Annotated in this window: 20 protein-coding genes and 1 pseudogene; 9 read left to right on the forward strand and 12 right to left on the reverse strand. The window is 64.5% G+C overall.

All coding sequences use genetic code 11. From position 1 onward, the window contains the following. The first annotated feature begins 109 nt into the window (after positions 1-109). From DBIPINDM_RS29815 to DBIPINDM_RS29830, 4 genes are all read left to right on the forward strand, one after another. Positions 110-1,015, forward strand: coding sequence for a tyrosine-type recombinase/integrase (locus tag DBIPINDM_RS29815; protein WP_258582557.1), 906 nt, complete (start codon positions 110-112; stop codon positions 1,013-1,015). Positions 1,016-1,018: 3 nt separating this feature from the next. Next, the gene (locus tag DBIPINDM_RS29820; RefSeq protein ID WP_258582558.1) at positions 1,019-2,212 is read left to right on the forward strand and encodes an IS91 family transposase; all 1,194 of its coding nucleotides are present in this window, start codon (positions 1,019-1,021) and stop codon (positions 2,210-2,212) included. A 418-nt stretch (positions 2,213-2,630) separates the two neighbouring features. Next, positions 2,631-3,536 (forward strand): tyrosine-type recombinase/integrase, encoded by a 906-nt coding sequence (locus DBIPINDM_RS29825; RefSeq protein WP_258582557.1) that lies wholly within the window; start codon positions 2,631-2,633, stop codon positions 3,534-3,536. Positions 3,537-3,539: 3 nt separating this feature from the next. Then, on the forward strand, positions 3,540-4,733 hold the full coding sequence (locus DBIPINDM_RS29830) for an IS91 family transposase (RefSeq protein ID WP_258582559.1): 1,194 nt from the start codon (positions 3,540-3,542) through the stop codon (positions 4,731-4,733). 549 nt (positions 4,734-5,282) lie between these two features. Here the strand turns inward: DBIPINDM_RS29830 and DBIPINDM_RS29835 are convergent. The 4 genes from DBIPINDM_RS29835 to DBIPINDM_RS29850 all read right to left on the reverse strand — a co-directional run bounded on the left by DBIPINDM_RS29835 (position 5,283) and on the right by DBIPINDM_RS29850 (position 8,753). After that, positions 5,283-6,728 (reverse strand): adenylate/guanylate cyclase domain-containing protein, encoded by a 1,446-nt coding sequence (locus DBIPINDM_RS29835; RefSeq protein ID WP_258582560.1) that lies wholly within the window; start codon positions 6,726-6,728, stop codon positions 5,283-5,285. Between the two features lie 168 nt (positions 6,729-6,896). Continuing rightward, positions 6,897-7,277 carry a cupin domain-containing protein gene (locus DBIPINDM_RS29840; RefSeq protein WP_258582561.1) on the reverse strand — a complete coding sequence of 127 codons (381 nt, stop codon included), beginning with the start codon at positions 7,275-7,277 and terminating at the stop codon, positions 6,897-6,899. Between the two features lie 112 nt (positions 7,278-7,389). After that, positions 7,390-7,695 carry a putative quinol monooxygenase gene (locus DBIPINDM_RS29845; protein WP_258582562.1) on the reverse strand — a complete coding sequence of 102 codons (306 nt, stop codon included), beginning with the start codon at positions 7,693-7,695 and terminating at the stop codon, positions 7,390-7,392. Positions 7,696-7,739: 44 nt separating this feature from the next. Then, positions 7,740-8,753, reverse strand: a complete 1,014-nt coding sequence (locus DBIPINDM_RS29850) for a class I SAM-dependent methyltransferase (protein WP_258589375.1) — start codon at positions 8,751-8,753, stop codon at positions 7,740-7,742. A 168-nt stretch (positions 8,754-8,921) separates the two neighbouring features. Between DBIPINDM_RS29850 and DBIPINDM_RS29855 the strand changes: the two genes are divergently transcribed. Beyond that, positions 8,922-9,254, forward strand: coding sequence for a hypothetical protein (locus tag DBIPINDM_RS29855; protein WP_258582563.1), 333 nt, complete (start codon positions 8,922-8,924; stop codon positions 9,252-9,254). A gap of 185 nt (positions 9,255-9,439) precedes the next feature. Here the strand turns inward: DBIPINDM_RS29855 and DBIPINDM_RS29860 are convergent, their stop codons facing one another. Further along, positions 9,440-10,375 carry a hypothetical protein gene (locus DBIPINDM_RS29860; RefSeq protein ID WP_258582564.1) on the reverse strand — a complete coding sequence of 312 codons (936 nt, stop codon included), beginning with the start codon at positions 10,373-10,375 and terminating at the stop codon, positions 9,440-9,442. A 124-nt stretch (positions 10,376-10,499) separates the two neighbouring features. Beyond that, positions 10,500-11,393, reverse strand: a complete 894-nt coding sequence (locus DBIPINDM_RS29865) for a LysR family transcriptional regulator (protein WP_258589376.1) — start codon at positions 11,391-11,393, stop codon at positions 10,500-10,502. A gap of 103 nt (positions 11,394-11,496) precedes the next feature. Between DBIPINDM_RS29865 and DBIPINDM_RS29870 the strand changes: the two genes are divergently transcribed. From DBIPINDM_RS29870 to DBIPINDM_RS29880, 3 genes are read left to right on the forward strand one after another with little or no spacing between them, the layout of a single operon-like run. Continuing rightward, a complete protein-coding gene (locus DBIPINDM_RS29870; protein ID WP_258582565.1) occupies positions 11,497-12,234 on the forward strand; it encodes an SDR family oxidoreductase in 738 nt (245 codons plus the stop codon). 11 nt (positions 12,235-12,245) lie between these two features. Beyond that, the gene (locus tag DBIPINDM_RS29875) at positions 12,246-13,136 is read left to right on the forward strand and encodes an SDR family oxidoreductase (RefSeq protein WP_258582566.1); all 891 of its coding nucleotides are present in this window, start codon (positions 12,246-12,248) and stop codon (positions 13,134-13,136) included. 30 nt (positions 13,137-13,166) lie between these two features. After that, a complete protein-coding gene (locus tag DBIPINDM_RS29880; protein WP_258582567.1) occupies positions 13,167-13,379 on the forward strand; it encodes a tautomerase family protein in 213 nt (70 codons plus the stop codon). Between the two features lie 209 nt (positions 13,380-13,588). On the opposite strand, the gene DBIPINDM_RS43690 is transcribed toward DBIPINDM_RS29880, so the two are convergent. Continuing rightward, positions 13,589-14,053 (reverse strand): ISAs1 family transposase, encoded by a 465-nt coding sequence (locus DBIPINDM_RS43690; RefSeq protein ID WP_416361720.1) that lies wholly within the window; start codon positions 14,051-14,053, stop codon positions 13,589-13,591. A gap of 113 nt (positions 14,054-14,166) precedes the next feature. Continuing rightward, positions 14,167-14,673, reverse strand: a pseudogene (locus DBIPINDM_RS43695) (ISAs1 family transposase); the annotation flags it as partial. A gap of 281 nt (positions 14,674-14,954) precedes the next feature. On the opposite strand from DBIPINDM_RS43695, the gene DBIPINDM_RS29890 reads away from it, so the two are divergent. After that, positions 14,955-16,079, forward strand: a complete 1,125-nt coding sequence (locus DBIPINDM_RS29890) for a KamA family radical SAM protein (RefSeq protein ID WP_258582568.1) — start codon at positions 14,955-14,957, stop codon at positions 16,077-16,079. A 24-nt stretch (positions 16,080-16,103) separates the two neighbouring features. Here the strand turns inward: DBIPINDM_RS29890 and DBIPINDM_RS29895 are convergent, their stop codons facing one another. The 4 genes from DBIPINDM_RS29895 to DBIPINDM_RS29910 all read right to left on the reverse strand — a co-directional run bounded on the left by DBIPINDM_RS29895 (position 16,104) and on the right by DBIPINDM_RS29910 (position 23,166). Then, complete coding sequence (locus DBIPINDM_RS29895) at positions 16,104-16,706, reverse strand: 4'-phosphopantetheinyl transferase family protein (protein ID WP_258582569.1); 603 nt, start codon at positions 16,704-16,706, stop codon at positions 16,104-16,106. Between the two features lie 38 nt (positions 16,707-16,744). Next, entirely contained in the window at positions 16,745-17,197 is a 453-nt protein-coding gene (locus DBIPINDM_RS29900; protein WP_258582570.1) for a GNAT family N-acetyltransferase, read from the reverse strand. 47 nt (positions 17,198-17,244) lie between these two features. Continuing rightward, positions 17,245-21,381: a Pls/PosA family non-ribosomal peptide synthetase gene (locus DBIPINDM_RS29905; protein ID WP_258582571.1), complete on the reverse strand. Its 4,137-nt coding sequence runs from the start codon at positions 21,379-21,381 to the stop codon at positions 17,245-17,247. A gap of 477 nt (positions 21,382-21,858) precedes the next feature. Beyond that, positions 21,859-23,166, reverse strand: a complete 1,308-nt coding sequence (locus tag DBIPINDM_RS29910; protein ID WP_258582047.1) for an IS4 family transposase — start codon at positions 23,164-23,166, stop codon at positions 21,859-21,861. Between the last annotated feature and the right edge of the window lie 7 nt (positions 23,167-23,173).

Genomic DNA, 23,173 nt, shown 5'->3' on the forward strand with positions numbered 1-23,173 from the left:
CCGCTTCGCGGGAGGGTCGCCTCGACCTGAGATGGCGCGACAGGCATTTGACTTGAGCGGGTAGAGGCGTCGATCTGACCATGGAGTTCCCTTCAACGAGGAACTCGCCATGGCTACCCTGTCGACCGATGCACCAATCTCTCCGCTTCGCCAGCGCATGCAGCACGACATGCTCATGCGTGGCCTGGGCTCCCATACCCAGCAGGACTACGTTCGTCACGTCCGGCGCTTCGCTGTGTTCCTTGGCCGCTCGCCGGACACTGCGACGGCTGAGGACATCCGCCGATTCCAGCTGCATCAGCATGAGAGCGGCGTCGGCCCTGCGACGATCAATGGCGCGGTCTCGGCATTGCGGTTCCTGTTCCTCGTGACGCTGAAGCGGCGGGATCTGGCGCGCGCGCTGGTGATTATGAGGTATCAGCGCAAGCTGCCCGACGTGCTGAGCGTGGAGGAAGCGGCGCGGCTGCTCGAAGCGGCGCCAGGCATCAAGTACAAGGCCGCGCTCGGTGTCGCCTATGGCGCTGGTCTGCGCGTGTCCGAGGTCGCGCACCTCAAGGTCGACGACATCGATAGCACACGCATGCTGATCCGCGTTGAACAGGGCAAGGGACGCAGGGACCGCAACGCCATGCTCTCGCCGCAACTTCTGGAACTGCTGCGGCTGTGGTGGCGCGAAGGCAGGCGGCGCGGGGTGATGCTCCCGCATGGCTGGCTGTTCCCAGGGCGCAGCTGCACGGCGCCGATCTCGTCGCGGCAACTGCATCGCGCGGTCCAGGAAGCAGCCGAAGTCGCCGGCATCCGCAAGCGCGTCAGCCCGCACACGCTGCGCCACAGCTTCGCCACTCATCTGCTCGAACAGGATGTCGACATCCGCGTCATCCAGGTGCTGCTTGGCCACAGCAAGCTCGATACCACCGCGCTCTACACCAAGGTCTCGACGCGGACGATCCATGCGGTCGCAGGGCCGCTCGACCGGCTGATGGCGCTGATGGAACACAAGACGCCGCCCGGCTGAGCCGTGCGCACCTCTGTCGAGGTCGCCGACATCTTCCGTGCTGCCGGCCCCGCCTATCGGGCCGCCCATGCAGGTCACCTGAGCCTCATCCAGCTCAAGGTGATGTCGGCGATCGAGCATTGCCGCACCGCGGCGCTCGGCGGTCACGTCGAGGCCTGCGAGGACTGCGGCCAATGGCGGATCGCCTATAACAGCTGCCGCAACCGGCACTGTCCCAGGTGCCAGGGCGCGGCCGCGCGTACATGGCTCGCCGAGCGCGAAGCCGACCTGCTGCCAGTCGGCTACTTCCACGTCGTGTTCACGCTGCCCGCCGAGGTCGCCGTCATCGCGTTCCACAACAAGGCGCTGGTCTATGACCTGCTGTTCAAGGCGGCATCGGAGACGATGCTGGCGATCGCGGCGGATCCCAAGCACCTCGGCGCGCGCATCGGCATCACCGCCGTGCTCCACACATGGGGCTCGGCAATGACGCACCATCCTCATGTCCACATGATCGTGCCGGGCGGCGGCATCACGCCGGACGCGTCACGCTGGATATCGTCGCGGCCGGCCTTCCTTCTCCCAGTCAGAGTGCTGGGCAAGCTGTTCCGCCGTCTGTTCCTGACCCGACTGGTCGCGCTGCACGACGCCGGTCGGCTCGCCTTCTTCGGATCGGCGGCGCACCTCGCCGATCGTCGGGCCTTCCTACGCCACCTGGCTCCCGTCAAGAAGAAGCGCTGGGTGGTCTACGCCAAGCCGCCCTTCGCCGGTCCCGGGGCGGTGCTCGCCTATCTGTCGCGCTATACCCACCGGGTTGCGATCTCGAACCGCCGCCTGATCGCCTTCGAAGAGGCTGGGGTCACCTTCCGCTACAAGGATTATCGCCGCGACGGCACCGACCGGCAGCAGGTCATGACGCTCGCCACAGATGAGTTCATCCGCCGCTTCCTGCTCCACGTCCTGCCGCGCGGCTTCCATCGCATCCGACATTATGGCCTGCTCGCCGGCTCCGCCCACAAGGCCAGCCTCGCACGCGCCCGCGAACTGCTGGGCGTCGCTGCCCCGTCCGATGACCACACACCCGAACCAGAGGACTTCCGGCCGCCATGCTCCTGCTGTGGCGGACGCATGATCGTCATCGAGGTGTTCGAACGGTGGAGGAGGCAGCCGCGCGGACCTCCGAACGCATCGGCACCGATCCGGGAGACCGCTCCATGACCCGGCATGGTCTGATTCAGCCTCCAGCCACAGGCGCTCAACCTGCGGCGACGGACCCACGCGCGCCCATGGTGCTCAGCGAGGCCCGCAGGGCCCCGTCCGCCTGCGCGCAGAGGCTACAAGGCTGTGCGGAGGCTTCACTGAGCGGTCCGTCCGTGTCCACCGCGTCGCCTAACGGGGGCGGTCACGCCGTCGCCGACATCAGCCGCAAACTAAAATCCCCATAGCCATCAACTGTGGCCCGCGGGTTCCTGCATGAGAGGCTTTCGTACGCCTCTCGGCACCCGAAACCCTTCAGCATGCACGAACCCGCTTCGCGGGAGGGTCGCCTCGACCTGAGATGGCGCGACAGGCATTTGACTTGAGCGGGTAGAGGCGTCGATCTGACCATGGAGTTCCCTTCAACGAGGAACTCGCCATGGCTACCCTGTCGACCGATGCACCAATCTCTCCGCTTCGCCAGCGCATGCAGCACGACATGCTCATGCGTGGCCTGGGCTCCCATACCCAGCAGGACTACGTTCGTCACGTCCGGCGCTTCGCTGTGTTCCTTGGCCGCTCGCCGGACACTGCGACGGCTGAGGACATCCGCCGATTCCAGCTGCATCAGCATGAGAGCGGCGTCGGCCCTGCGACGATCAATGGCGCGGTCTCGGCATTGCGGTTCCTGTTCCTCGTGACGCTGAAGCGGCGGGATCTGGCGCGCGCGCTGGTGATTATGAGGTATCAGCGCAAGCTGCCCGACGTGCTGAGCGTGGAGGAAGCGGCGCGGCTGCTCGAAGCGGCGCCAGGCATCAAGTACAAGGCCGCGCTCGGTGTCGCCTATGGCGCTGGTCTGCGCGTGTCCGAGGTCGCGCACCTCAAGGTCGACGACATCGATAGCACACGCATGCTGATCCGCGTTGAACAGGGCAAGGGACGCAGGGACCGCAACGCCATGCTCTCGCCGCAACTTCTGGAACTGCTGCGGCTGTGGTGGCGCGAAGGCAGGCGGCGCGGGGTGATGCTCCCGCATGGCTGGCTGTTCCCAGGGCGCAGCTGCACGGCGCCGATCTCGTCGCGGCAACTGCATCGCGCGGTCCAGGAAGCAGCCGAAGTCGCCGGCATCCGCAAGCGCGTCAGCCCGCACACGCTGCGCCACAGCTTCGCCACTCATCTGCTCGAACAGGATGTCGACATCCGCGTCATCCAGGTGCTGCTTGGCCACAGCAAGCTCGATACCACCGCGCTCTACACCAAGGTCTCGACGCGGACGATCCATGCGGTCGCAGGGCCGCTCGACCGGCTGATGGCGCTGATGGAACACAAGACGCCGCCCGGCTGAGCCGTGCGCACCTCTGTCGAGGTCGCCGACATCTTCCGTGCTGCCGGCCCCGCCTATCGGGCCGCCCATGCAGGTCACCTGAGCCTCATCCAGCTCAAGGTGATGTCGGCGATCGAGCATTGCCGAACCGCGGCGCTCGGCGGTCACGTCGAGGCCTGCGAGGACTGCGGCCAATGGCGGATCGCCTATAACTCCTGCCGCAACCGGCACTGCCCGAAGTGCCAGGGCGCGGCCGCGCGGACATGGCTCGCCGAGCGTGAAGCCGACCTGCTGCCAGTCGGCTACTTCCACGTCGTGTTCACGCTGCCCGCCGAGGTCGCCGTCATCGCGTTCCACAACAAGGCGCTGGTCTATGACCTGCTGTTCAAGGCGGCATCGGAGACGATGCTGGCGATCGCGGCGGATCCCAAGCACCTCGGCGCGCGCATCGGCATCACCGCCGTGCTCCACACATGGGGCTCGGCAATGACGCACCATCCTCATGTCCACATGATCGTGCCGGGCGGCGGCATCACGCCGGACGCGTCACGCTGGATATCGTCGCGGCCGGCCTTCCTTCTCCCAGTCAGAGTGCTGGGCAAGCTGTTCCGCCGTCTGTTCCTGACCCGACTGGTCGCGCTGCACGACGCCGGTCGGCTCGCCTTCTTCGGATCGGCGGCGCACCTCGCCGATCGTCGGGCCTTCCTACGCCACCTGGCTCCCGTCAAGAAGAAGCGCTGGGTGGTCTACGCCAAGCCGCCCTTCGCCGGTCCCGGGGCGGTGCTCGCCTATCTGTCGCGCTATACCCACCGGGTTGCGATCTCGAACCGCCGCCTGATCGCCTTCGAAGAGGCTGGGGTCACCTTCCGCTACAAGGATTATCGCCGCGACGGCACCGACCGGCAGCAGGTCATGACGCTCGCCACAGATGAGTTCATCCGCCGCTTCCTGCTCCACGTCCTGCCGCGCGGCTTCCATCGCATCCGACATTATGGCCTGCTCGCCGGCTCCGCCCACAAGGCCAGCCTCGCACGCGCCCGCGAACTGCTGGGCGTCGCTGCCCCGTCCGATGACCACACACCCGAACCAGAGGACTTCCGGCCGCCATGCTCCTGCTGTGGCGGACGCATGATCGTCATCGAGGTGTTCGAACGGTGGAGGAGGCAGCCGCGCGGACCTCCGAACGCATCGGCACCGATCCGGGAGACCGCTCCATGACCCGGCATGGTCTGATTCAGCCTCCAGCCACAGGCGCTCAACCTGCGGCGACGGACCCACGCGCGCCCATGGTGCTCAGCGAGGCCCGCAGGGCCCCGTCCGCCTGCGCGCAGAGGCTACAAGGCTGTGCGGAGGCTTCACTGAGCGGTCCGTCCGTGTCCACCGCGTCGCCTAACGGGGGCGGTCACGCCGTCGCCGACATCAGCCGCAAACTAAAATCCCCATAGCCATCAACTGTGGCCCGCGGGTTCCTGCATGAGAGGCTTTCGTACGCCTCTCGGCACCCGAAACCCTTCAGCATAGCAGACATTCCTACGGTCCCGTCCCTGCACCCAAAAGCCGACATCGCTAATACAGGCCACAGCCAGCTTTGCGCCAATCATCGGACATTTGCCGACGCCGCGGGGCCTCTCGATGCAAGGCGGTCGCTCGCAGAGCAGCGCGAAATGAGGCGAACTGATGCTTGCTTGATACGAAGGTTGGGGCAGGCGATTTGAATCTATTCAAAGTTGGTCGAGCAGTTCCTTGGGAGTTGGCACGCAATCGTGTCTATCCCCGCATAATGCGATAGACAGTTGCATTACCCTCCACACCTCGAAGAGGCGCGTCAAAGGCCACGACACGATGGCCGGCAAGCATGTCGCGAATCCCGGGCGCGGAATAGAGCGCCTCGGAAATGCAGACCTGTCCGGCTTCTGCCAAGGACTGCACGCGCGCGGCGACATTCACGGTCTGGCCGAAATAGTCGAGGTTGTCGTTGAGCGTCACGGCGATCGACGGTCCACAGTGGGCCCCGATCTTGAGGATGATCCCAGGCCCGTCGTGGTCGCCGTTGAAGCGATCGATTTCTTCAAAGATGTGGAGTGCAGCCGAAATCGCATCCGAAGGCTGCGAGAATACAGCCATCACCGCATCCCCAATCGTCTTGACCACCGCTCCGGAATGTTGCTGAACCGCCGCGTTGACCAGAGCGAAATGCTCGCGGACCAAAGCATAGGCGTTGAGGTCACCCAGGCGCTCATACATGGCGGTCGAACCCTTGAGGTCCGTGAACAGGAAGGTGATCTGCCTGATGCCGAGCCCCTCCTTCTCGTCGACACGTTCGGACCGGAAGAGCTGGCGGAAGGTTTGCCGTGCAAGCAGCGCTCCACCGGAAACATAAGGGTCGAAATCGAGCGCCGGCTTGGTAGTCAGCGCGACGAGCTCGGGCGGCCAGTTGATGACAAGCAACGAACCTCGCACTGGCCCCCTATTCGCTACCTCAATGACAATCGGACCAGGTGGCACAGCGGACAACGCCGGCAAGAAGCGTTTGCCGTCATAATCGATCTTCAGAAGTGTCGGCGCCAACATCGGATCGCCTGATATTGGCACGGCGAATGCGGCCTGCGTCTGCACGTTGACGCCCGAAAGGGCGCCCGGTCCAAGGTCGGCGCGGAGAACCGTGGTGGTGCCGGGCGGCAGAAACGTCATGCCCCGAACGAAGCCGCGCAGAACGTCAAGAAAGCGAACGTCTTGCCCCGGTAGCCGCCCATCATGTCCGAAGTGGAGCTTCCAGTGAAAATCCTCGACGGGGAGCGTCTCTGGATCGTGGTACGGCAGGCGCCGTAACTTCGGCGATACCGAGAAGGTGACCTCGATGAAGTCGTCGAGGTCGGTGTCGCCCGATACGTCGCACAGGCCACAGACGTAGTGGGTCTTCAGCGTGCGCAGGGCGCCGAAACTATCGAGCACCATCCCGGACTGGGGACAGAGCACATCCCAGCTCATGTCGAATAAGCCACAGCGGGCGGCATGAAGGAAGAGGTCGATTGCTTCAGGCTCGGCGATTGCGCGGTCGCGAGCAAAGCTCAGCGGATTGACGCGATAGAGTGAGTGGTCGTCGGCGCTCCTGATCAGCGTCTCGAATTTCGAGATGACGCGTGGGCTCCAGGCTCGCGCCTGCTCCACCTTGGTCATCTTGCTTTCGAGAAGACGATCGTCGACTACCGTCACGCCGGATCCTCAATTTTACCTCGAGACAGCCCACTAGAACAACAGCTCGGTGCGAACGGATTGAATTCCTTTATTGTAGCACAGTCCTGTCTAAGAGGCTCAAAATGGCACGCGGCGCACTGGAGCAGCTGCGCCTAAACGTCATCGTTGATGCGCAGTTCTGCAGACTCAAGCCGGCTTGGCGTATTGCTCCGCGCTCAGCACCTCGATGCACTGGAACGGCGCGTTGCCTTCAACCCAGGCGTCGTGGCCGGGCGGGATCGTGTAGGATGTGCCCTTGGTGAATGTCTTTTGCGTGCCGTCATTCAACTTGACGGTGATCGATCCGGACACGACATAGCCGACATGCGAGACTTGGCAGCTATCGGTCTTGACCACCGGCTTCACGCATTCGGACCATCTCCAGCCCGGCTCCATGTTCATCCGCGCAAGCGAGTAGCCAGGCAGCCTTACGATTTCGACACGTGTCTTGGCGGGCGAGCGCACCTTGTCCGGCTTGTCATGCGACTTGGCTTCGAATTTCGTGACGTTCATTGCAGCTTCGGCCATGGCATCCTCCCATATCTAAGCGGTGCCCGACGCTGCGATCGTCGGCGACCGCTGCCGGATTCATACGCTCAACTATGAGTATTTGCTAATATAATTGGGAGCGTGCGGCTCCTTAGCCTTTGGTATCTATTTCGGCGACGACTGTGCCCGAGACAGGATCGGTCACGCCGAGGTCGCCGCCGAGATTCTCCAGCATGTCTCGCATGGTGTCCAAAAGGCCGATCATCTGCGGCCGTGCCGATGCGAGGCTGTCCATGTCTTTCCATTCACCGACGACGCAGAAGGTCCGGTCGCCGGTCTTGATCAGAGCGGCCTTGCGGAAGCCCTTGACGTCGAGGCTTGCCTTCTTGTGTGCATCGATGAATGCCTGTTCCTTGCCCGGCTTGGTGCGGAACCGAACGACATTGTAGGCAGTCATACCTTCCTCCAATCGATTGCGAAGACTCTCTTGCCTCGCCAGCCTTACGGGCGTGCCTCGAGCACCATGTTGAACGGCGTCTCCGTGGCGCGGCGGAACCGCTTGAACCCGCCGCCCGAAACGACCTTGCGCCGCCTCGCCTCGCCGGCCTGGGCGCCGAGGCCGAGCCCGACCTCCTGGGAGAGCGACGCAGGCGTGCAGATGAAGGTCGAAGCGGCGTAGTAGATGCGACCGACCGGGTTGAGGTTCGCTGACAGCTGGTCGTGGGCGAAGGGCTCGACGATCATCCAGGTGCCGTCTGCCTTGAGCGCGTTGTGCACATGCCTGGCAGCACCCTCCGGATCGCCCATGTCGTGCAGGCAGTCGAAGAATGCGACGAGATCGTAGGTGCCTGGGAAATCCTTGGCCGCCGCAACCTCGAAGTGGGTGTTGCCGGCAACGCCGGCCTCTTTCGCGGCGGCGCGGGCGCGCTCGATCGACGGGGCGTGATAGTCGAAGCAGGTGAAGCGCGAGTTCGGGAAGGCCTTGGCCATTAGCACGGTAGAGGCGCCATGGCCGCAGCCGACATCGGCAACGTCTATGCCGCGCTCCAGCCTTTCGACAACACCATCAAGCGCCGGCAGCCAGGAGTCGATCAGATTGGCGTTGTAGCCTGGCCGGAAGAAGCGTTCGGTGCCACGAAACAGGCAGGCGCTGTGGTCGTGCCAGCCGAGGCCCTTGCCGGAGCGAAACGCCTGTCTGACCTTCTCCTCGTCGAGCCACAGCGTCGAGACGACCTCGAAAGCGCCGGCCATGAAGGCGGGGCTGTCCTCATTGACGAAGACTTGTTCCTGCTCCGGGCTGAGGTAGAAGCTGTCGCCCGCCTCGTCATATTCGACATAGCCGGCCGCCGCCTGCGCCGAGAGCCACTCGCGGACCAGCCGCTCCTGGGTGCCGGTCTTATTGGCGAGCTGTGCGGCGGTCATCTTGCCGCTCGCGCTCATTGCCGCGAAAAGGCCGAGCCTGTCGCCCAGCAGCACTGCAGCTCCTGTGGTGATGGCGCCCAGATCGCCGACCATCTTTCCAAGCAGCGCCTCAAGCTTTTCCTGGTCGGGTTGCGTCTTCTTATTGCTCGATCCCAAACACTCGCCATCGGCGACAAGCCAGATCCCGTCACCAGGGAAGGCCTCGCCATAACAATCCATTGTTCGCCCCGCAGCGACTGACTGTTACAGCTTCACAGCAACGTGACCGACGCCCTGGAATTCTCGGCGAGCGCAGCCTCCTTGCTGGCGTTCTTCGTCGTGGCATCGGGCGGGATCGGCTCGATTGCCGGTGGCATTGTGGCGGATCGAATCGGCCGCGCCGCAACGGCAGCTGCTATGATGGCGGTCTCCCGCCTTTGCGCACTGACCATAGGCGCGCTCACCTTCGTTTCCATCCACCTGACCGGAACAGTGGCGCAAGCTATCGGCTGGCGCTGGAGCTTCCTGGTGCCCGGCCCGGTGCTTGGCGTCGTGGCGATGCTGGTGTTGCGATGCATGCTTGCTGCAACGCGAGTTGCGCAAGGGCTGAAGTAAGGTCCACTACGGGACGATCCGCATAAGCAGGTTAGGCTGTTGAGCCAACGATAGGAACCACACCGAACGGCAACTTTCTGGCTAGTTCGTCTCGAAACCGGACCGTCTTCTTGCGGCCCCAACCCGGTCTTTGAAAGTGTTTGGGTTTGTCACCAGAGCGGCGGGTCTGGCTAATCGCTCCCACCTCACGACCCCTGGCCGTACCGGAGCAGTTTGAAGCAATCGCCGCTGCCCGATTTCGCCTGCGTTAGCAGCGGTTTCGACCGCTCGATCCATTCCTGGTGCGACCTGGCATCGGCCTCGATCGCATCGATCGGCCGGAGGCTGACGAAGCCGCGCCCGTTGCTGAAGAGCCAGCACGCACGGCCGAGAAATCGCCTGCTGCGCTGGCGCAGCAGGTCGGCATCGTAAAGGACGTCGAGCACCTCGTGCTTGATCTTGCGCTGCTTTTCAGGATCGGCGACCGCAGCCTCGACCGGCTCGCCGCCGATCGCGTCCTGCAGGTCCTTGTAATCGAGGGCGAGCTGGGTGGTGGCATATTTGATCTCGCTCTCGTCACGCACGATGTTGAACCACAGCGTCGGATCCAACTCGTTGACGACGAACGAGGATTCGAAATCGCGCGACAGGTTCAGCATGTCGAAGTCCCGGATATCGACGTCGCGCTCGACCAGGAGGATTTCGGCGACCTGCTTGCCGAGATCGGATCCCTGAGCGCTGACCGCGGCGTTCGTTCCCCCAAGCTCAGGACTGACATAGGGCCCGCCTTTATCCAGCAGCGCGTCGAATTCGCCAAGCGATCCGACGACGGGGGCGCCGCGGGCGATGCGCGCGGCGAGTTTGGCGAGAACCTGCTGCAGTTCCGTCTCGCGTCTGCGCTGGTCCTGATAGTTCTGCTGGAAGAAGAAGATGAACAGCGACACACCGATGCCGATCAGGATCACGCCCAGCTGTGAAAAGATGTTGCGGTAATATTCGAGCAGCTTTTCGCGATGGCGCACGTCGTTGCGCACGCTGTGGGCGACGCGAAGATTGACGATCAGCGACAGGATCAGCAGCCCGGCACCGACCAGGATGAGGCCGCCGATGAGGAGGTAGCCATGGCCTGTGCTGAAATCCATCCCTTTGCCCCAAGACCCCAGACCGCGCAGGATAATGCCATTTTGCTTCAACACCTACGGTTTCGTCGGCGATGGGGTCGATGGCGGCGAGATACCCATGATGGGCAACGGAATGGCTGCATCCCTACAAATTCGCCTCGGCGAAGATGCGCGCCGCCCAGTCGAGGAAGACGCGCAGGCGTGGCGAGAGCTGCCGGTTCTGCGGGTAAAGTGCCGACAGCGGCGTCGGCGAGGGTGGGTAGTCGGCCAGCACCTCGACCAGCGTGCCGTCGGCAAGGTCCTTCTCGAAGCGGTAGCGCGGCGCCTGGATGAGGCCGAGGCCAAGCCGCGCGAGGTCGGCGGCGGTGTCGGAATTGTTGGCGGCGACACGGCCCGGCAGCCGGACCTCGCGCGTCTTGCCGCCGACGGTGAATTCGAAGGGCAGCACCTCGCCGGTGCGCGATGAGACGAAGCCCACCGCCTGGTGGCCGTCGAGCGCGTCGGGGGAGGCGGGTATGCCGTGCCGTTCGAGATAGGCGGGACTGGCGCAGGTCATCTCGCGGATCATGGCCAGGCGGCGCATGATCATGCCGCTGTCGGGCGGCTCACCGACGCGGATGACGCAGTCGACGCCCTCGCGCACGAGGTCGACCAGCCGGTCGCTTTGGCCGATCTGCAAATCGATGCGGGGGTAGCGCGCTAGAAACTCCGGCAGGCGCGGCAGCAGGAAGGTGCGGGTGAGTAGCGTGCTGGCGTCGATGCGCAGCAGGCCGAACGGCTCGGCCTTGCGGAAGGCGGCTTCGGCATCCTCGATCTCGGCCAGGATCGACAGGCAGCGCTGGTAATAGGCCTCGCCGTCCTGCGTGGCGTTCACCTGCCGCGTCGTCCGTTCCAGCAGGCGGGCGCCGAGATGCTCTTCGAGCCGGCGGACGGCTTCCGTCGCGGTTGAGCGTGGCAAGCCGAGATCGGCCGCGGCAGCGGTGAAACTGCGCCGCTCCAGCACGCGAACGAAGAGCCGCATCGTATCCAGGCGATCCATGGCCATTGTTCGCAGTTTCCGAATAGTGATGTCAAGAGGCGGCTGATTATCCGGAACTTGGCTTGGCCTATATCCGCGTCATCAACAACACGGAGAGACTTCCATGACAAACCCAACCAGAACCGCGATCGTGACCGGCGCCTCCAAGGGCATTGGTGCGGCAATCGCACAGCGGCTCGCTCGCGACGGCGTCGCCGTCGTCGTCAACTATGCACGGGGCCGTGCGGAGGCCGAAGCGGTCGTCAATGCGATCGAAGCCGAAGGCGGCAAGGCGATCGCCGTGCAGGCCGATATCGCTGATCCCACAGGCATTGCAGCACTGTTCGACGCCGGCGAGAAGGCGTTCGGCGGTGTCGACATCCTCGTCAACAATGCCGGCATCATGAAGCTTTCGCCCGTCGCCGCGACCGACGACGCCGCGTTCGACACGCAGATCGCGATCAATCTCGGCGGTGTGTTCCGTGGCATGCGCGAAGGTGCAAAACGCCTGCGCGATGGTGGCCGCATCGTCAATTTCTCCAGCAGCGTCGTCGGCCTCTACCAGCCGGGCTACGGCGTCTATGCCGCCACCAAGGCGGCCGTCGAGGCGATGACGCACATCCTGGCCAAGGAGCTTGGCGCGCGCCGCGTCACCGTCAATGCGGTGGCGCCGGGACCGGTCGAGACCGCCCTGTTCACGGACGGCAAGAGCGCGGCGCAGATCGAGGCGATCGGCAAGATGATCCCGCTCGGCCGGCTCGGCCAGCCCGGCGACATTGCCGGCGTCGTCTCGTTCCTGGCCGGGCCGGACAGCGGCTGGGTCAATGGGCAAATCATCCGCGCCAATGGCGGCGTGATCTGAAGGAGACTGATATGCAACAGACAATTTTGATCACCGGTGCTTCCTCGGGCTTCGGCGCGATGACGGCGCGGGCGCTCGCGAGAGCCGGTCACACGGTCTATGCCTCGATGCGGGACCCCTCGGCGCGTGGCGCGGCGGTAGCCGAGATGGAAACGTTCGCCCGCGACGAGGGTGTGGCGCTGAAAACCATTGCGCTCGACGTCACCTCGGACGCATCGGCGCAGGCGGCGATCCGGCAGATCGTCGCCGAGGCCGGCCAACTCGACGTGCTGATCCACAATGCCGGGCATATGGGGTTCGGGCCGGCCGAGGCGTTCTCGCCCGAACAGCTGGCGCAGCTCTATGACGTCAACGTCGTCGGCACGCAGCGCGTCAACCGCGCCGCCCTGCCGCATATGCGGTCTCTCGGCCGGGCGCAGATGATCTGGGTCGGTTCGAGCAGCACGCGCGGCGGCACGCCGCCGTTCCTCGCGCCCTATTTCGCGGCCAAGGCCGGCATGGACGCGCTGGCGCAGAGCTATGCGCTGGAACTCGCCCGCTTCGGCATCGAAACGACGATCGTGGTGCCGGGCGCCTTCACCAAGGGCACGGAGCATTTCCACCACGCGGCGGCACCGACCGATGCGGAGCGCGCCGACGCCTATTGGTCCGGCCCCTATGCCGGTGCCGATCAGCAGGCGCTGAAGGGGCTGGCGGCCTTGGAGCCGGCGGATGCCGATCCGGCTGATGTCGCTGCGGCCATCGTCGACCTCGTCGCCATGCCGCACGGGAGCCGTCCGCTGCGCGTCCATATCGATCCCTCCGACGACGGTGCGGCAATCGTCAACGGCGTTGCCGACCGCGTGCGTGCACAACTGCTGGAACGGATCGGCCTTGCCGACCTGCTCCATCCCAAAGCCTGAAATCCAACTTCAACGGAAAAGGAAACGATCATGCCATTCGCCAACATCAAGATGCCGCAGGCGGCGCTCTCCAAGGCACAGAAGGAAGACCTCATCCATCGGACCACGGCCATGTTCGTCGACTTTTTCGGCGAAGGCGCGCGGCCCTACACGATGGTATTGGTCGAGGAGGTCGCCGACGGCGGCTATGGCCGGGCCGACGAGGTGTTCGTCGTCCCGGAAGCCTATCGCGCCAAGGAGTAGTGCCGGCCCCGAGCTGTGCACCTGTTTCGGGCGGCTTGTTTCGCCCTCGCGGCATGACATCGCCATGTCACGGCTGAAGTCCCCCTCTCCGTCTCGGCTTCGCCGAGTCACCTCTCCCCACTTTCGTGGGGCGAGGAACCCAGGTCTTGACAGGTTTGCGCCAGCACCCCCACCCGGACCTGCGGTCCGACCTCCCCGCAAGGGCAGGGCTATCGCATATGAGTAAAGAGGTCATAGAAGAAGTCTTTGCTCCAGTTTGCCCTGCGCATCTTGCTGGCGATTGGCTTGTCGAGTGGATGGGCAGCCAAGATGTTTTGAGCGAGCCTTCGGATGACAGCCAGGTTTTGTGGAGCGTTATCCTTTCGGGTGCGAGCGTCGTCTTCGCGGAAGACGACATCAAGGCTCCAGTGCAACTGGTTCTCGATCGTCCAGTGGGCGCGAACCGTCTCAGCCAGATGCTTGGGCGTCAGCACCTTGGAAAGCGCGACGTATCGGACCGAGGCAGCCGTCTTGCCGTCGGTGGTGCGCAGAGCCTCGATACGGCCGATGGCCTTGAGGCCGGGGAACACGGGCAGGTCCTTGAGTTTGGCAAGCGGCAGCACGCTGGCTCGTCGCACTTCCGTGCGACCATGAGCCGTATCGCGCGTTTCGAAACTGGCGATCTCGCCCGCCACGGCGAAGCTTTTCTCAGCTGCGGCAAACAGACGGCCCCGGAGGCCAGCGCCCGCGTTGCTGCAATCGCCAGCCTGGTCTCGGCATCCCAGGCATTGACCATCAGCGGTGGCATGAAGGCACGGCCCTTCTCATAACCGCGCCTGAGCGCCTTGCCGTCGATGGCCACCACGCCACGCGGCGAGCCAAGTCCAAGCTCACGCCGCAATGCCACCATGAAGGCGCTCAGTGCATCCGACAGCGCCTGCGGATCAAGAAGCCGAAACACCCGGCTGAAGGTGTCGTGGCTCGGACACCCATGCTTCAGCTCGACGATCGCTTTCAGTTCGTCTTCCCGGCCCTCCACGAATTCAGCAATGTCCACACAGCTTTTGGCCCCACACAGCGTCGCTGCAAGTGCCACAAACAGAAGTTCAGCAAGATTATGCCGCGCGTTGATGTCGCGCGGATCGCGAACTTCTTGCAGGATCGACAAAACCAGCCGCACTCGGACCTCCTCTGCAACGAGAAAGCCTCTCAAGAATCCCTCTTGTCCTGCTTGGCAAGAGCCAATCAACTTATCTGCGATTCCCCTGCCCACAAGGGGGAGGTAGGGAGCCCGCCCTTTTTGCCGCATCTCCATTTCGCACTTACAGAAGAGCACTGTCCGCTGGAGGGCAGGGCGCTTCCTCACCCTCCCCCTTGTGGGGAGGGTCGCTGCGTAGCAGCGGGGTGGGGGGCAGCGCGGCGGTGCAAGGCTTGGGTTCCCCACAGCGCGGGAAGAGGTGGCTCGGGCGAAGCCCGAGACGGAGAGGGGGCCTTGTCCAGATGTCGCAGCAGGACAATGTGCAGCAAGCGCGGCTGTTGACGGAAACTTGCTGGCGCCCGATAGGTCCGCACCAGGCACGCCACCCGAGAATACCGATGACTTCAGACACCAAACTTCGCGACCCCTTCGACGAGGCCCCCGACACCGCCTGGCAGGACGATGTCCGCCAGGGCGTGCGCCATGTGCGCGACCTCGACCGCCTGCCGCTGTCGCCAGCCGAGCGCGCCGCCGCGCAGGAGGCCGCCGTGCTCCACAAGGTGCGCGCGCCAAAAGCCTATCTCGACCTGATCGACTGGAACGACCCCGCCGATCCGATCCGGGCGCAGGTCATCCCGTCACTGGGCGAATTGGTGGAGACGGAGGGCGAGCTTGGCGATCCGATCGCCGACCACGACTTCAGCCCAGTGCCGCGATTGACGCATCGCCATGCCGACCGGGTGCTGTTGTTTCCGACCTATCAATGCGCGGTCTATTGCCGGTTCTGCTTCCGCAAGGAGTCGCTGACCTCGATCGGTCGCGGCTATACGCGCGAGGCGCTGGAGCCGGCGCTGGCCTATATCGCGGATCATCCCGAAATCCGCGAGGTGATCCTGACTGGCGGCGATCCGCTGTCGCTGCCCGACAAGGCACTGGCCGAAATCCGCGCCCGCGTCGAAGCCATCCCGCATGTGCGGCTGCTGCGCATCCACACGCGCGTGCCGGTGGCGCTGCCGTCGCGCATCACGTCAGGGCTGGTCGCGGCGCTGCAGGGCCGGCTGATGGTCACCGTCGTCACCCATTTCAACCACGCGCGCGAGATCACCGATGCCGCCGAGACAGCCTGCAGGACGATGCGCCAGGCGGGCTTCGTGCTGCTTAACCAAAGCGTTCTCCTGAAGGGCGTCAATGACAGCGTCGAGGTGCTGGAGGAGCTCTGCCGCGAGCTGATGTATCGGCTGGGGGTAAAACCCTATTACCTCCACCATGGCGACCTCGCGCGCGGCATGGCGCACCGGCGCACCACGATTGCGCAGGGGCAGGCGCTGGTGGAAGCGTTGAGGGCGCGGCTGTCGGGTGTATGCAATCCGGTCTATGTGCTCGACCTGCCGGAAGGCGGCGGCAAGGTGCCGCTCGGGCCGTGTCCTATCGAGGGACGCGACGGGGAGACCTGGCGGATACGCGGTCAGGATGGCGCGGTGAGGACCTATCGGGAGATCGTCGGTGCGCGGGAAGAACAGTGATCAGGGCGCCTGCACCGAGGCCCTCTAATCCGCATCGTCCACAAACGCCAGGACGACCACGCGCGGGGCAACGCAGTATGCGAGCCTGACCTTGCGGCCGGTCTTCGTCGTCGCGCGGCCCGCGTCGAGATCGACGGCGATATCTTCGTAGCCCAGGATCTCGCGATCGAGCGGATAGGCCGCCTTGTAGACCGCTTCCTTGGCGCAAAACAGGATGCGGCCGGCAAGCCGCCGGTCCGCCGCGCCTGTCCGATCCGCGCCGGTTGCAACGATCGCGAAAATGTCGTCCGGCAGGGGTTGGGCGGGCTCGACATCGATGCCGAGGGAGACGATGCGGCCGACAGGCGCAACCGCCGCCACGGCCATGTCGTCGTCATGGGCGAGCGAACCAATTATCCCGTCCGGCCAGACCGGAGCACCGGACGGCGCGCGCGGGATGGCGACGTCGCTGATGCCGATATCGGCCAGCAGCCGGTGCGCGATCCAGCGGGCGGCACCGCTGGATCGCCGCATGGCCGGCTGGCGCGCGGGGATGGAACGCGCTTCCTCGGGCAGCAGATGGGCCTCGTCCGCGTCGCCTATCACCCGGCATCCGGTGCGGACATTTCGGGGCGCGATTGCCGCCATAGCTTCGGCCAACGCGGCTTCAGGGGAGGGCGGCCGCGTCAACGGCCATCCCTTGGCAGGACGAGGTCGGCGATCATTTCGCCATCCTCGTCGAGCCCTTCTTCGACGAAACCGGCGGTGCGATAGAGCTGGCGTGCCGCTTCATTCTCCGGTTCGTAGCAGATCGAGACGTGCCTGATGTGACCGAGCCCGCCGATTTCGCGCAGCACCTCGCGCAACGCGGCTTTGCCGTAGCCCTTGCCCTGGCTGGCGCGGTCGATCATGAAGCGGTAGATCCGCGCCTCGTCATCATCCTGCGGTGCGTCGTACATCAGGAAACCGACGATACGATCCCCGGCCATGATGACGCGGGGCCGCGCGTCCCTGTCGGATTTGGCTTCGCGCAGCGAGGCTGCGTTGCTTGCGACGAAATCCATCTGTTCCGGGGCCAGCCGCAGTGCGGTGACCAAGGCGCTGTTGGCCGGGGTCACCGGGGCGATCCGGATGTCCATTGTGCTTCCGGATCGCTCTGCCACGTGGCCTCCGACGGGATCGAGCGTCAGGATGACGCCCTGGAGCCGTCCTCCATGATCGGCTCGACGAACCGATGCAGCTTGGCCGGGTTGCCGCGCCAGATCGAGTTGGGCTCCAGCTCTTCGCCCTTCATCACGAAGGAGTCCGTATCGACGACCGATCCCTTACCCATGACGACGCCGTAATGGACAAAGGCGGAAGGTCCGAGCGTGCAACCATCACCGATGCGGATGAAGTCCGACTTGAACGCACCTTCTTCCAGCGAGTGGGCCTGGATGACGCAGCCCTCGTTGAGCGTGACGTCGTCGCCGATCTCGACCAGCGAGCGTTCGGTGAGGTTGCTGCCGCCGTCATAGACCCGCTTGCCGACCTTGACGCCCAGCATGCGCAGGATCATCGGCCGGAACGGCGTGCCGGCGAACAGGCGCACGATCGGCGAATCCGCCAGCTTCCAATGGCGTTCGTGGCGCCAGAAGGCGACGTCGTAGATCGTCGTCATCTGCGGCTTCAGCCGGCCAAAACCAAGGCTTGCCCGCTCGACAAAGATGTAGAACGGAATGGTGATCGCCGAGGTCAGGAGCACGGCGACGAAGAGAGCGACCTCCGCCCATTCGGTGTAGTAGTTCAGCGCCCGGTCCCAGATCGCCAGCGTGGCGAACAGCATGACCCATTGCGTTGCCATGAACAGAAGGATCGTCACCAGATTGTGGCGGTTCTTGAACGGGATGCGCTGGCGCCGATCTGCTTCGTCGACGCCGGCAATGAGTTCCTTGTCGCGGTTGACCATGCGCGGGATTTCAAAGGCAGGCGAACCAAGCAGGCCGACATTCTCGCGCAGCGGGCCGTCGATGGGGATCATCACCTTGGTGCCGAGCAGGACGTTGTCGCCCGTGCGGCCATCCGGCGGATAGTAGATGTTGTTGCCGAGATAGTTGCGCTCGCCAATGCGTGTCGGCTCCAGCCGGAACGCCGAGGCGGATTTGTGCACATTGATCATGAACAGGCCGTCCGACACCATGGTTTCGGTGCCGATCTCGCACAGAAGCGGGTTGTCGTGCTGCTGGTTGGAGCCGAAGTTGGAGCCGGTCTGCACCACCTTGTTGAGGTTCCAGCCGATGGCGCGCATGTAGTGGACGATCGCCGAGCTGTCGCCGAACAACAGCCCCAGCACACGCGAATTGCTGGAGAATTCGGACACGGTCTGCAGCCAGTAACGGAAGCCGTAGAGCGTATAGGTGCGGCCAGGCTTCAGGATCAGGCTGAAAACGCGCGGCAGGACGGTGGCGGCGAAAAAGGCGACGGCGATATAGCCGAAAAGCGTGACCGTGGTGCCGATGGCGACAAGACCGATCGTCTCCTGATAGTCGTCGCCGACATATTCCCAATAGCTATGGAACAGGAACGGCAGCGGGGTGATGACAGCGAACAGCAGGAACAGCTGAACGGCCTCGTAAAGGAAGCGTCGGACCTCGTAAGGGTTCGCGGTGCGCACCTTGCAATAATCCGCCGTGGTCGGCACGGCCGGCGATCCATGCCAGTGCTCGCCATCGGGAATGCTTTGCCCGCGCTGCAGTGAGGACGAATGGCCGAGCTGGCCGCCGTCGCCGATGGAGGTGTCGATGTCGAGCGTCGAGCCGACGCCGACGAAGGCATCGCGACCAATGCTCAGCGGTCCGGTGTGGATATAGCCGGCCTGGGCCCGATAGCCGAGGATCATCGATTCCTTGCGCAGGATGGTGTTGGCGCCGATCGAAATGAGATCCGTGCAGACGGGCACGGATTTGGATTCGATGACGGCGTTGTGCCCGAGCTTGGTGCCCAGCAGTTGCAGATAGATGCTGTAGAGCGGGCTGCCGCGGAACAGGACGACGGGCGCCGAGCGGATCAAGGTCTTGACGACCCAGAAGCGATAGTAGCGCCATCCCCAGATGGGGAACGCCTCGGCCTTCCAGCGGCCGATGAGCAGCCATTTCGCGGCAACGGCAAAGCCGGACATGCCGAAGAACACGCCGGCCGACAGCGCCACGCACCTGACGTAGAGCTCCAGCGGTTCGTCGAGTGCGTCATAGACCCAGTCGAGGCCGTGGTCGAGGACCCACAGCGCGGCATAGCTGTAGAGCAGGTAGAACGAAAGCTGGCCCGCTCCGCAGGTCCAATAGGCAAGGTTCGATGCCTGGCGGGTGAGGACAGGCTCGTTGGTGGCCGTCGTCATCTCTTCCGCCACGCTCAGATGCTTGGCCAGGCGCGCAACGGTCGGATAGAGATAGATGTCGCGCATGGACGTCGTCGCCCATTCCTTGCGGGTGCGCACGCGGGCGCAGAAATGCGCCATCAGCAGCGAGTTGGCGCCGAGATCGTCGAAGAAATTGTCCTCGACCGACACCGCGTCGAATTTCAGCACCGCGGCCAGCGCCTCGGCCAGGAAGCGCTCGTCGTCATTGCCGGGCGCCACCATCTCGCGGTCGGCGGAAAGCCGCACACTTGTCGGCTTCGGCAGCTGGCGAAGGTCGACCTTGTTGGAGACCGTCATCGGGATGACAGGCAGTTCCTCCAGATAGGAGGGCACCATGTAATCCGGCAGGCGCCGCTTCATAGTCTGGGCAATGTCGGCGCGCGAGAGTGCCGGCTGGCCGGCCTTGCGCGCGTAATAGGCGACGAGCTCGACGCGGCCGGGCTCGATCTCCCAGGTGGTGACTGCAGCCTGTGCGATCTCCGGCTGGTCGAGCAGCACCGCCTCGATTTCGCCGAGTTCGATGCGATAGCCGCGGATCTTCACCTGGGTGTCGATGCGCCCGGCATACTCGATCTCGCCTTCGCCGTTGATCCGGCCAAGGTCGCCCGTGCGGTAGATGCGCTGCGACGGGTTGTTCGGCAGGCCGAGGAAATCGGCGATGAATTTCTGCTCCGTCAGGTCTTGCCTGTTGAGATAGCCGACGGCGAGGCCGATGCCGGCGATGCCGATCTCGCCCAGTTCGCCAGGCTCGGCCAGCTCCGGCAGCGAAGGGTCGAGAATGACGATGGAATAGGTGGGCAGCGGCGCGCCGATGGTGACGGGCTTGTCCGGCGTCAGCGCGCCCATCGTTGCCGTGACGGTCGCCTCTGTCGGGCCATAGGTGTTGAGGATCTGCCGCCCCGGCTTCGACCAGCGCACCACCAGATTGTGCGGGCAGGCCTCGCCGCCGACCAGGAGCGTGCGCAGGCTGGGTACATCCGATGTCATCGACGACAGAAGCGTCGGGCTGCAGGCCATGCAGGTGATGTCATGAAGACGCAGGAAATCGGCGAGTTCCTCGCCCACCAGAGGCATCTGGCCGGGTGCGGGCACCACCGTCGCGCCGGCGACGAACGGCACCCAGATCTCTTCGGAAGAAAAGTCGAAGGCGATGGTCATGCCCTGGTAGACGCGGTCGCCCGGCCGGTAGCCGTAGGATGCGGCGGCGACGCGGATGAAGTTGACGAAGCTCTGGTGCCTGATGGCCACGCCCTTCGGCCTGCCGGTCGTGCCCGACGTGTACAGGATGTAGCAGATGTCTTCGACTGCAGTGGGGGCCGACCCCTTGTGCGGCTTCAGCGGCGCGCCGGACTGTTTGGAGATCTCGGCGGCGGCACTGTCGATCAGCACATTGGGAACCGGCAGCTGGTCGGCGCGCGACGCATAGGTGGCGATGGTGACGATCAGGCTGACGCTGGCGTCTTCGATGATGAGCGCCATGCGCTCTTGCGGAAAGGCGGTGGCCAGCGGCACGAAGGCGGCGCCTGCCTTCACAACTGCGAGCAAGGCGACATAGGTTTCCGCCGACCGGTCGAGAATGAGCCCGACCCGGTGGCCCGGCCGCACGCCGCGCTTGATCAGCACACGGGCGAACTGGTTGGCACGGCTGTCCAGCTCCTGATACGTCCAGGCACGTCCGTCGGAGATCACCGCCGGCAAGGCGGCAAATGTCTCGGCGAGCTGCTCGAAGACCGCGTCGAGCCGCTCATCCGGCTGACCTTGCCGGGCGAAATCGGCGCCCACCAGGATCTGGTTGCGAGCAGTTGCTGCCGAGGCGTGAGCGATCCTTGCGAGTGCATCGACGCTTGCCAGGCCGGTTTCGGCTGGGCTGCCCTGGCTTGCCGCGTCCCTGTCCAGGCCGGCGATGTCGACACCGTAATCCATTTCCATACTTTCTCGTCCTGGTCGTGCATCGCCCGGCTGTTCATGCCGCCGTTCGAGCAGGCATTTTCGGCTGTGCCGCCGCTGCAATTTGACCCTTGTTGATGGAGGACCGAAGCTTCCAAAAAGGAAGAATCCACAGTCCCCCGCAGGATGATTATGCCATCCGATCTTTTCGCCAGTTTTTCCGAACTGTTGAATATTGTTTCTGAATTGTGTCTGAGCGAGCCAGTCTGGCGCATCCTTGAAGGCGCCGGCGCGCTGCGCCGGCGCCTTTTATGTGTCTAAGCGATGCTCCTCACGGAAAGCGGAGGCGCTCCCAAGCCTGGGTTCCTCGCCCCCGCCAGAGGCGGGGGAGAGGTGGCCGCGAAGCGGACGGAGAGGGGGCCTTCGTAGGGCGCGACCTTTCCAGCAAATTCTGGCATAGGTCTGCGCCATCCCCCGCTCCGTCTCGGCTTCGCCGAGCCACCTCTCCCCCACTTTTGTCTACGGAATGCACACATCTCTGAGTTCCCAGCCTTTTGCGATGGCACGGAAGTATTCGAGGCCGTGTCGGAAGGTGATGGGACCAGGTGGTTTGGAGGAGGGATAGCCATTCCAGCCGCCAAGGCGGGCAATGATCCAGGCGGCCCATGCGAGACTGTGCCTTGGGTGCGGGTTGTTTTGCAAGGCAGTGCGACCTTGATAGCTGGCATCGAGGCTGTCGAGCACGGCGATGTCGGAAGTGCTGAAGGCATTGGCGGCGTGTTCGCCACCAATGCCTTCGCGGGCCTGGACGAGTTGCAGGATAACCGCCGCAGCCTTGGTGGCGATGGCGGCGAGCTTGACCAACACCTCGGCGCTGGCGAGTTGGCTGTCCTCGAGGCGCAGGCCATGCGTCTTCATCAGACGGAACAACTGCTCGATGGTCCAGCGCCGCCTGTACCAGTCGACGATCTGCCAGGCGGCGGCGACGTCGCTGATCTCATGGGTGGTGAGCAGACGCCAGTGCACTGGCTCGGCCGCGGCTGGAGGACCAAGTTCGACGACTTCGACAAGGTTCAGCGTCACGGTCTTCGGCAAATCCCTGGCGCCGGGATTGTCGGGACGGCACACCTCGACCTTGCTGAAGCGCAGGCTCACCTGGGTGCTGCGTGCCGCCCGCTTGTGCGTGGCCAACAACTCAAGCCTGCGCGCGGCCACGAACGGCAGCGCTGCCGTCACGCTCGACAAAGTACCGCCGCCCGCTACGGCACGATCGTGCATCACACGCGTCAAAAGGTGGACATTGCCGCCGGGCAGTGTCGCCCATTCGGCATAGATGTCGCTCTCGCGGTCGGCCACGATCGTAACAGTGGCGGCTTTGGCCAGCACGCTTCTGGCCTGAAGGGCCGTGTCGATCCAGCGGCGCGATTCCTTGTCCTTGAGCGAGCGCTTGGCGTGCGGTGTCTCGACCCGGCCCTTGCGCGTGTAGACGCTGCCGGCCACCAGCCCCAGACAACCGCCGCTCACCGCATCGATGGCCACCATCGCATGCACCAGCACGCCGCGCCCACCACCTTTGCCGATCTCACCCAGGCCGCGTCGCCGCTCGGGCGTGGTGGCAAAGGTGATCTCGCTGGTGTCCTGGATCGCCAACACATGCCGCTCGGCGGCCGCAGACACCGTCTGTTCGCTCCAGCCTTGGATCAACCGCTCGATCGTCACCTTGTCATTGGCCAGCAGGCGATGGAACCCGACCTCCTGCGCCCGCCGGCCCTCGCCAAGCCGGCGCAGGCAGATATCTTGGCGCGCAACCATGCGGTCGAGCAGCATCGCCCCC

Origin of the sequence: Mesorhizobium sp. AR02 (genome assembly GCF_024746835.1) — a bacterium.
Lineage (GTDB): Bacteria > Pseudomonadota > Alphaproteobacteria > Rhizobiales > Rhizobiaceae > Mesorhizobium.

Coding starts and splice junctions, on each gene's coding strand:
- DBIPINDM_RS29815 (WP_258582557.1), top strand. CDS start 110: ATGGCTACCCTGTCGACCGATGCACCAATCTCTCCGCTTCGCCAGCGC.
- DBIPINDM_RS29825 (WP_258582557.1), top strand. CDS start 2,631: ATGGCTACCCTGTCGACCGATGCACCAATCTCTCCGCTTCGCCAGCGC.
- DBIPINDM_RS29840 (WP_258582561.1), bottom strand. CDS start 7,277: ATGGCCGAAGCTGCAATGAACGTCACGAAATTCGAAGCCAAGTCGCAT.
- DBIPINDM_RS29845 (WP_258582562.1), bottom strand. CDS start 7,695: ATGACTGCCTACAATGTCGTTCGGTTCCGCACCAAGCCGGGCAAGGAA.
- DBIPINDM_RS29850 (WP_258589375.1), bottom strand. CDS start 8,753: ATGGTCGGCGATCTGGGCGCCATCACCACAGGAGCTGCAGTGCTGCTG.
- DBIPINDM_RS29860 (WP_258582564.1), bottom strand. CDS start 10,375: ATGGATTTCAGCACAGGCCATGGCTACCTCCTCATCGGCGGCCTCATC.
- DBIPINDM_RS29865 (WP_258589376.1), bottom strand. CDS start 11,393: ATGGATCGCCTGGATACGATGCGGCTCTTCGTTCGCGTGCTGGAGCGG.
- DBIPINDM_RS29870 (WP_258582565.1), top strand. CDS start 11,497: ATGACAAACCCAACCAGAACCGCGATCGTGACCGGCGCCTCCAAGGGC.
- DBIPINDM_RS29875 (WP_258582566.1), top strand. CDS start 12,246: ATGCAACAGACAATTTTGATCACCGGTGCTTCCTCGGGCTTCGGCGCG.
- DBIPINDM_RS29880 (WP_258582567.1), top strand. CDS start 13,167: ATGCCATTCGCCAACATCAAGATGCCGCAGGCGGCGCTCTCCAAGGCA.
- DBIPINDM_RS29890 (WP_258582568.1), top strand. CDS start 14,955: ATGACTTCAGACACCAAACTTCGCGACCCCTTCGACGAGGCCCCCGAC.
- DBIPINDM_RS29895 (WP_258582569.1), bottom strand. CDS start 16,706: ATGGCGGCAATCGCGCCCCGAAATGTCCGCACCGGATGCCGGGTGATA.
- DBIPINDM_RS29900 (WP_258582570.1), bottom strand. CDS start 17,197: ATGGACATCCGGATCGCCCCGGTGACCCCGGCCAACAGCGCCTTGGTC.
- DBIPINDM_RS29905 (WP_258582571.1), bottom strand. CDS start 21,381: ATGGAAATGGATTACGGTGTCGACATCGCCGGCCTGGACAGGGACGCG.
- DBIPINDM_RS29910 (WP_258582047.1), bottom strand. CDS start 23,166: ATGCTGCTCGACCGCATGGTTGCGCGCCAAGATATCTGCCTGCGCCGG.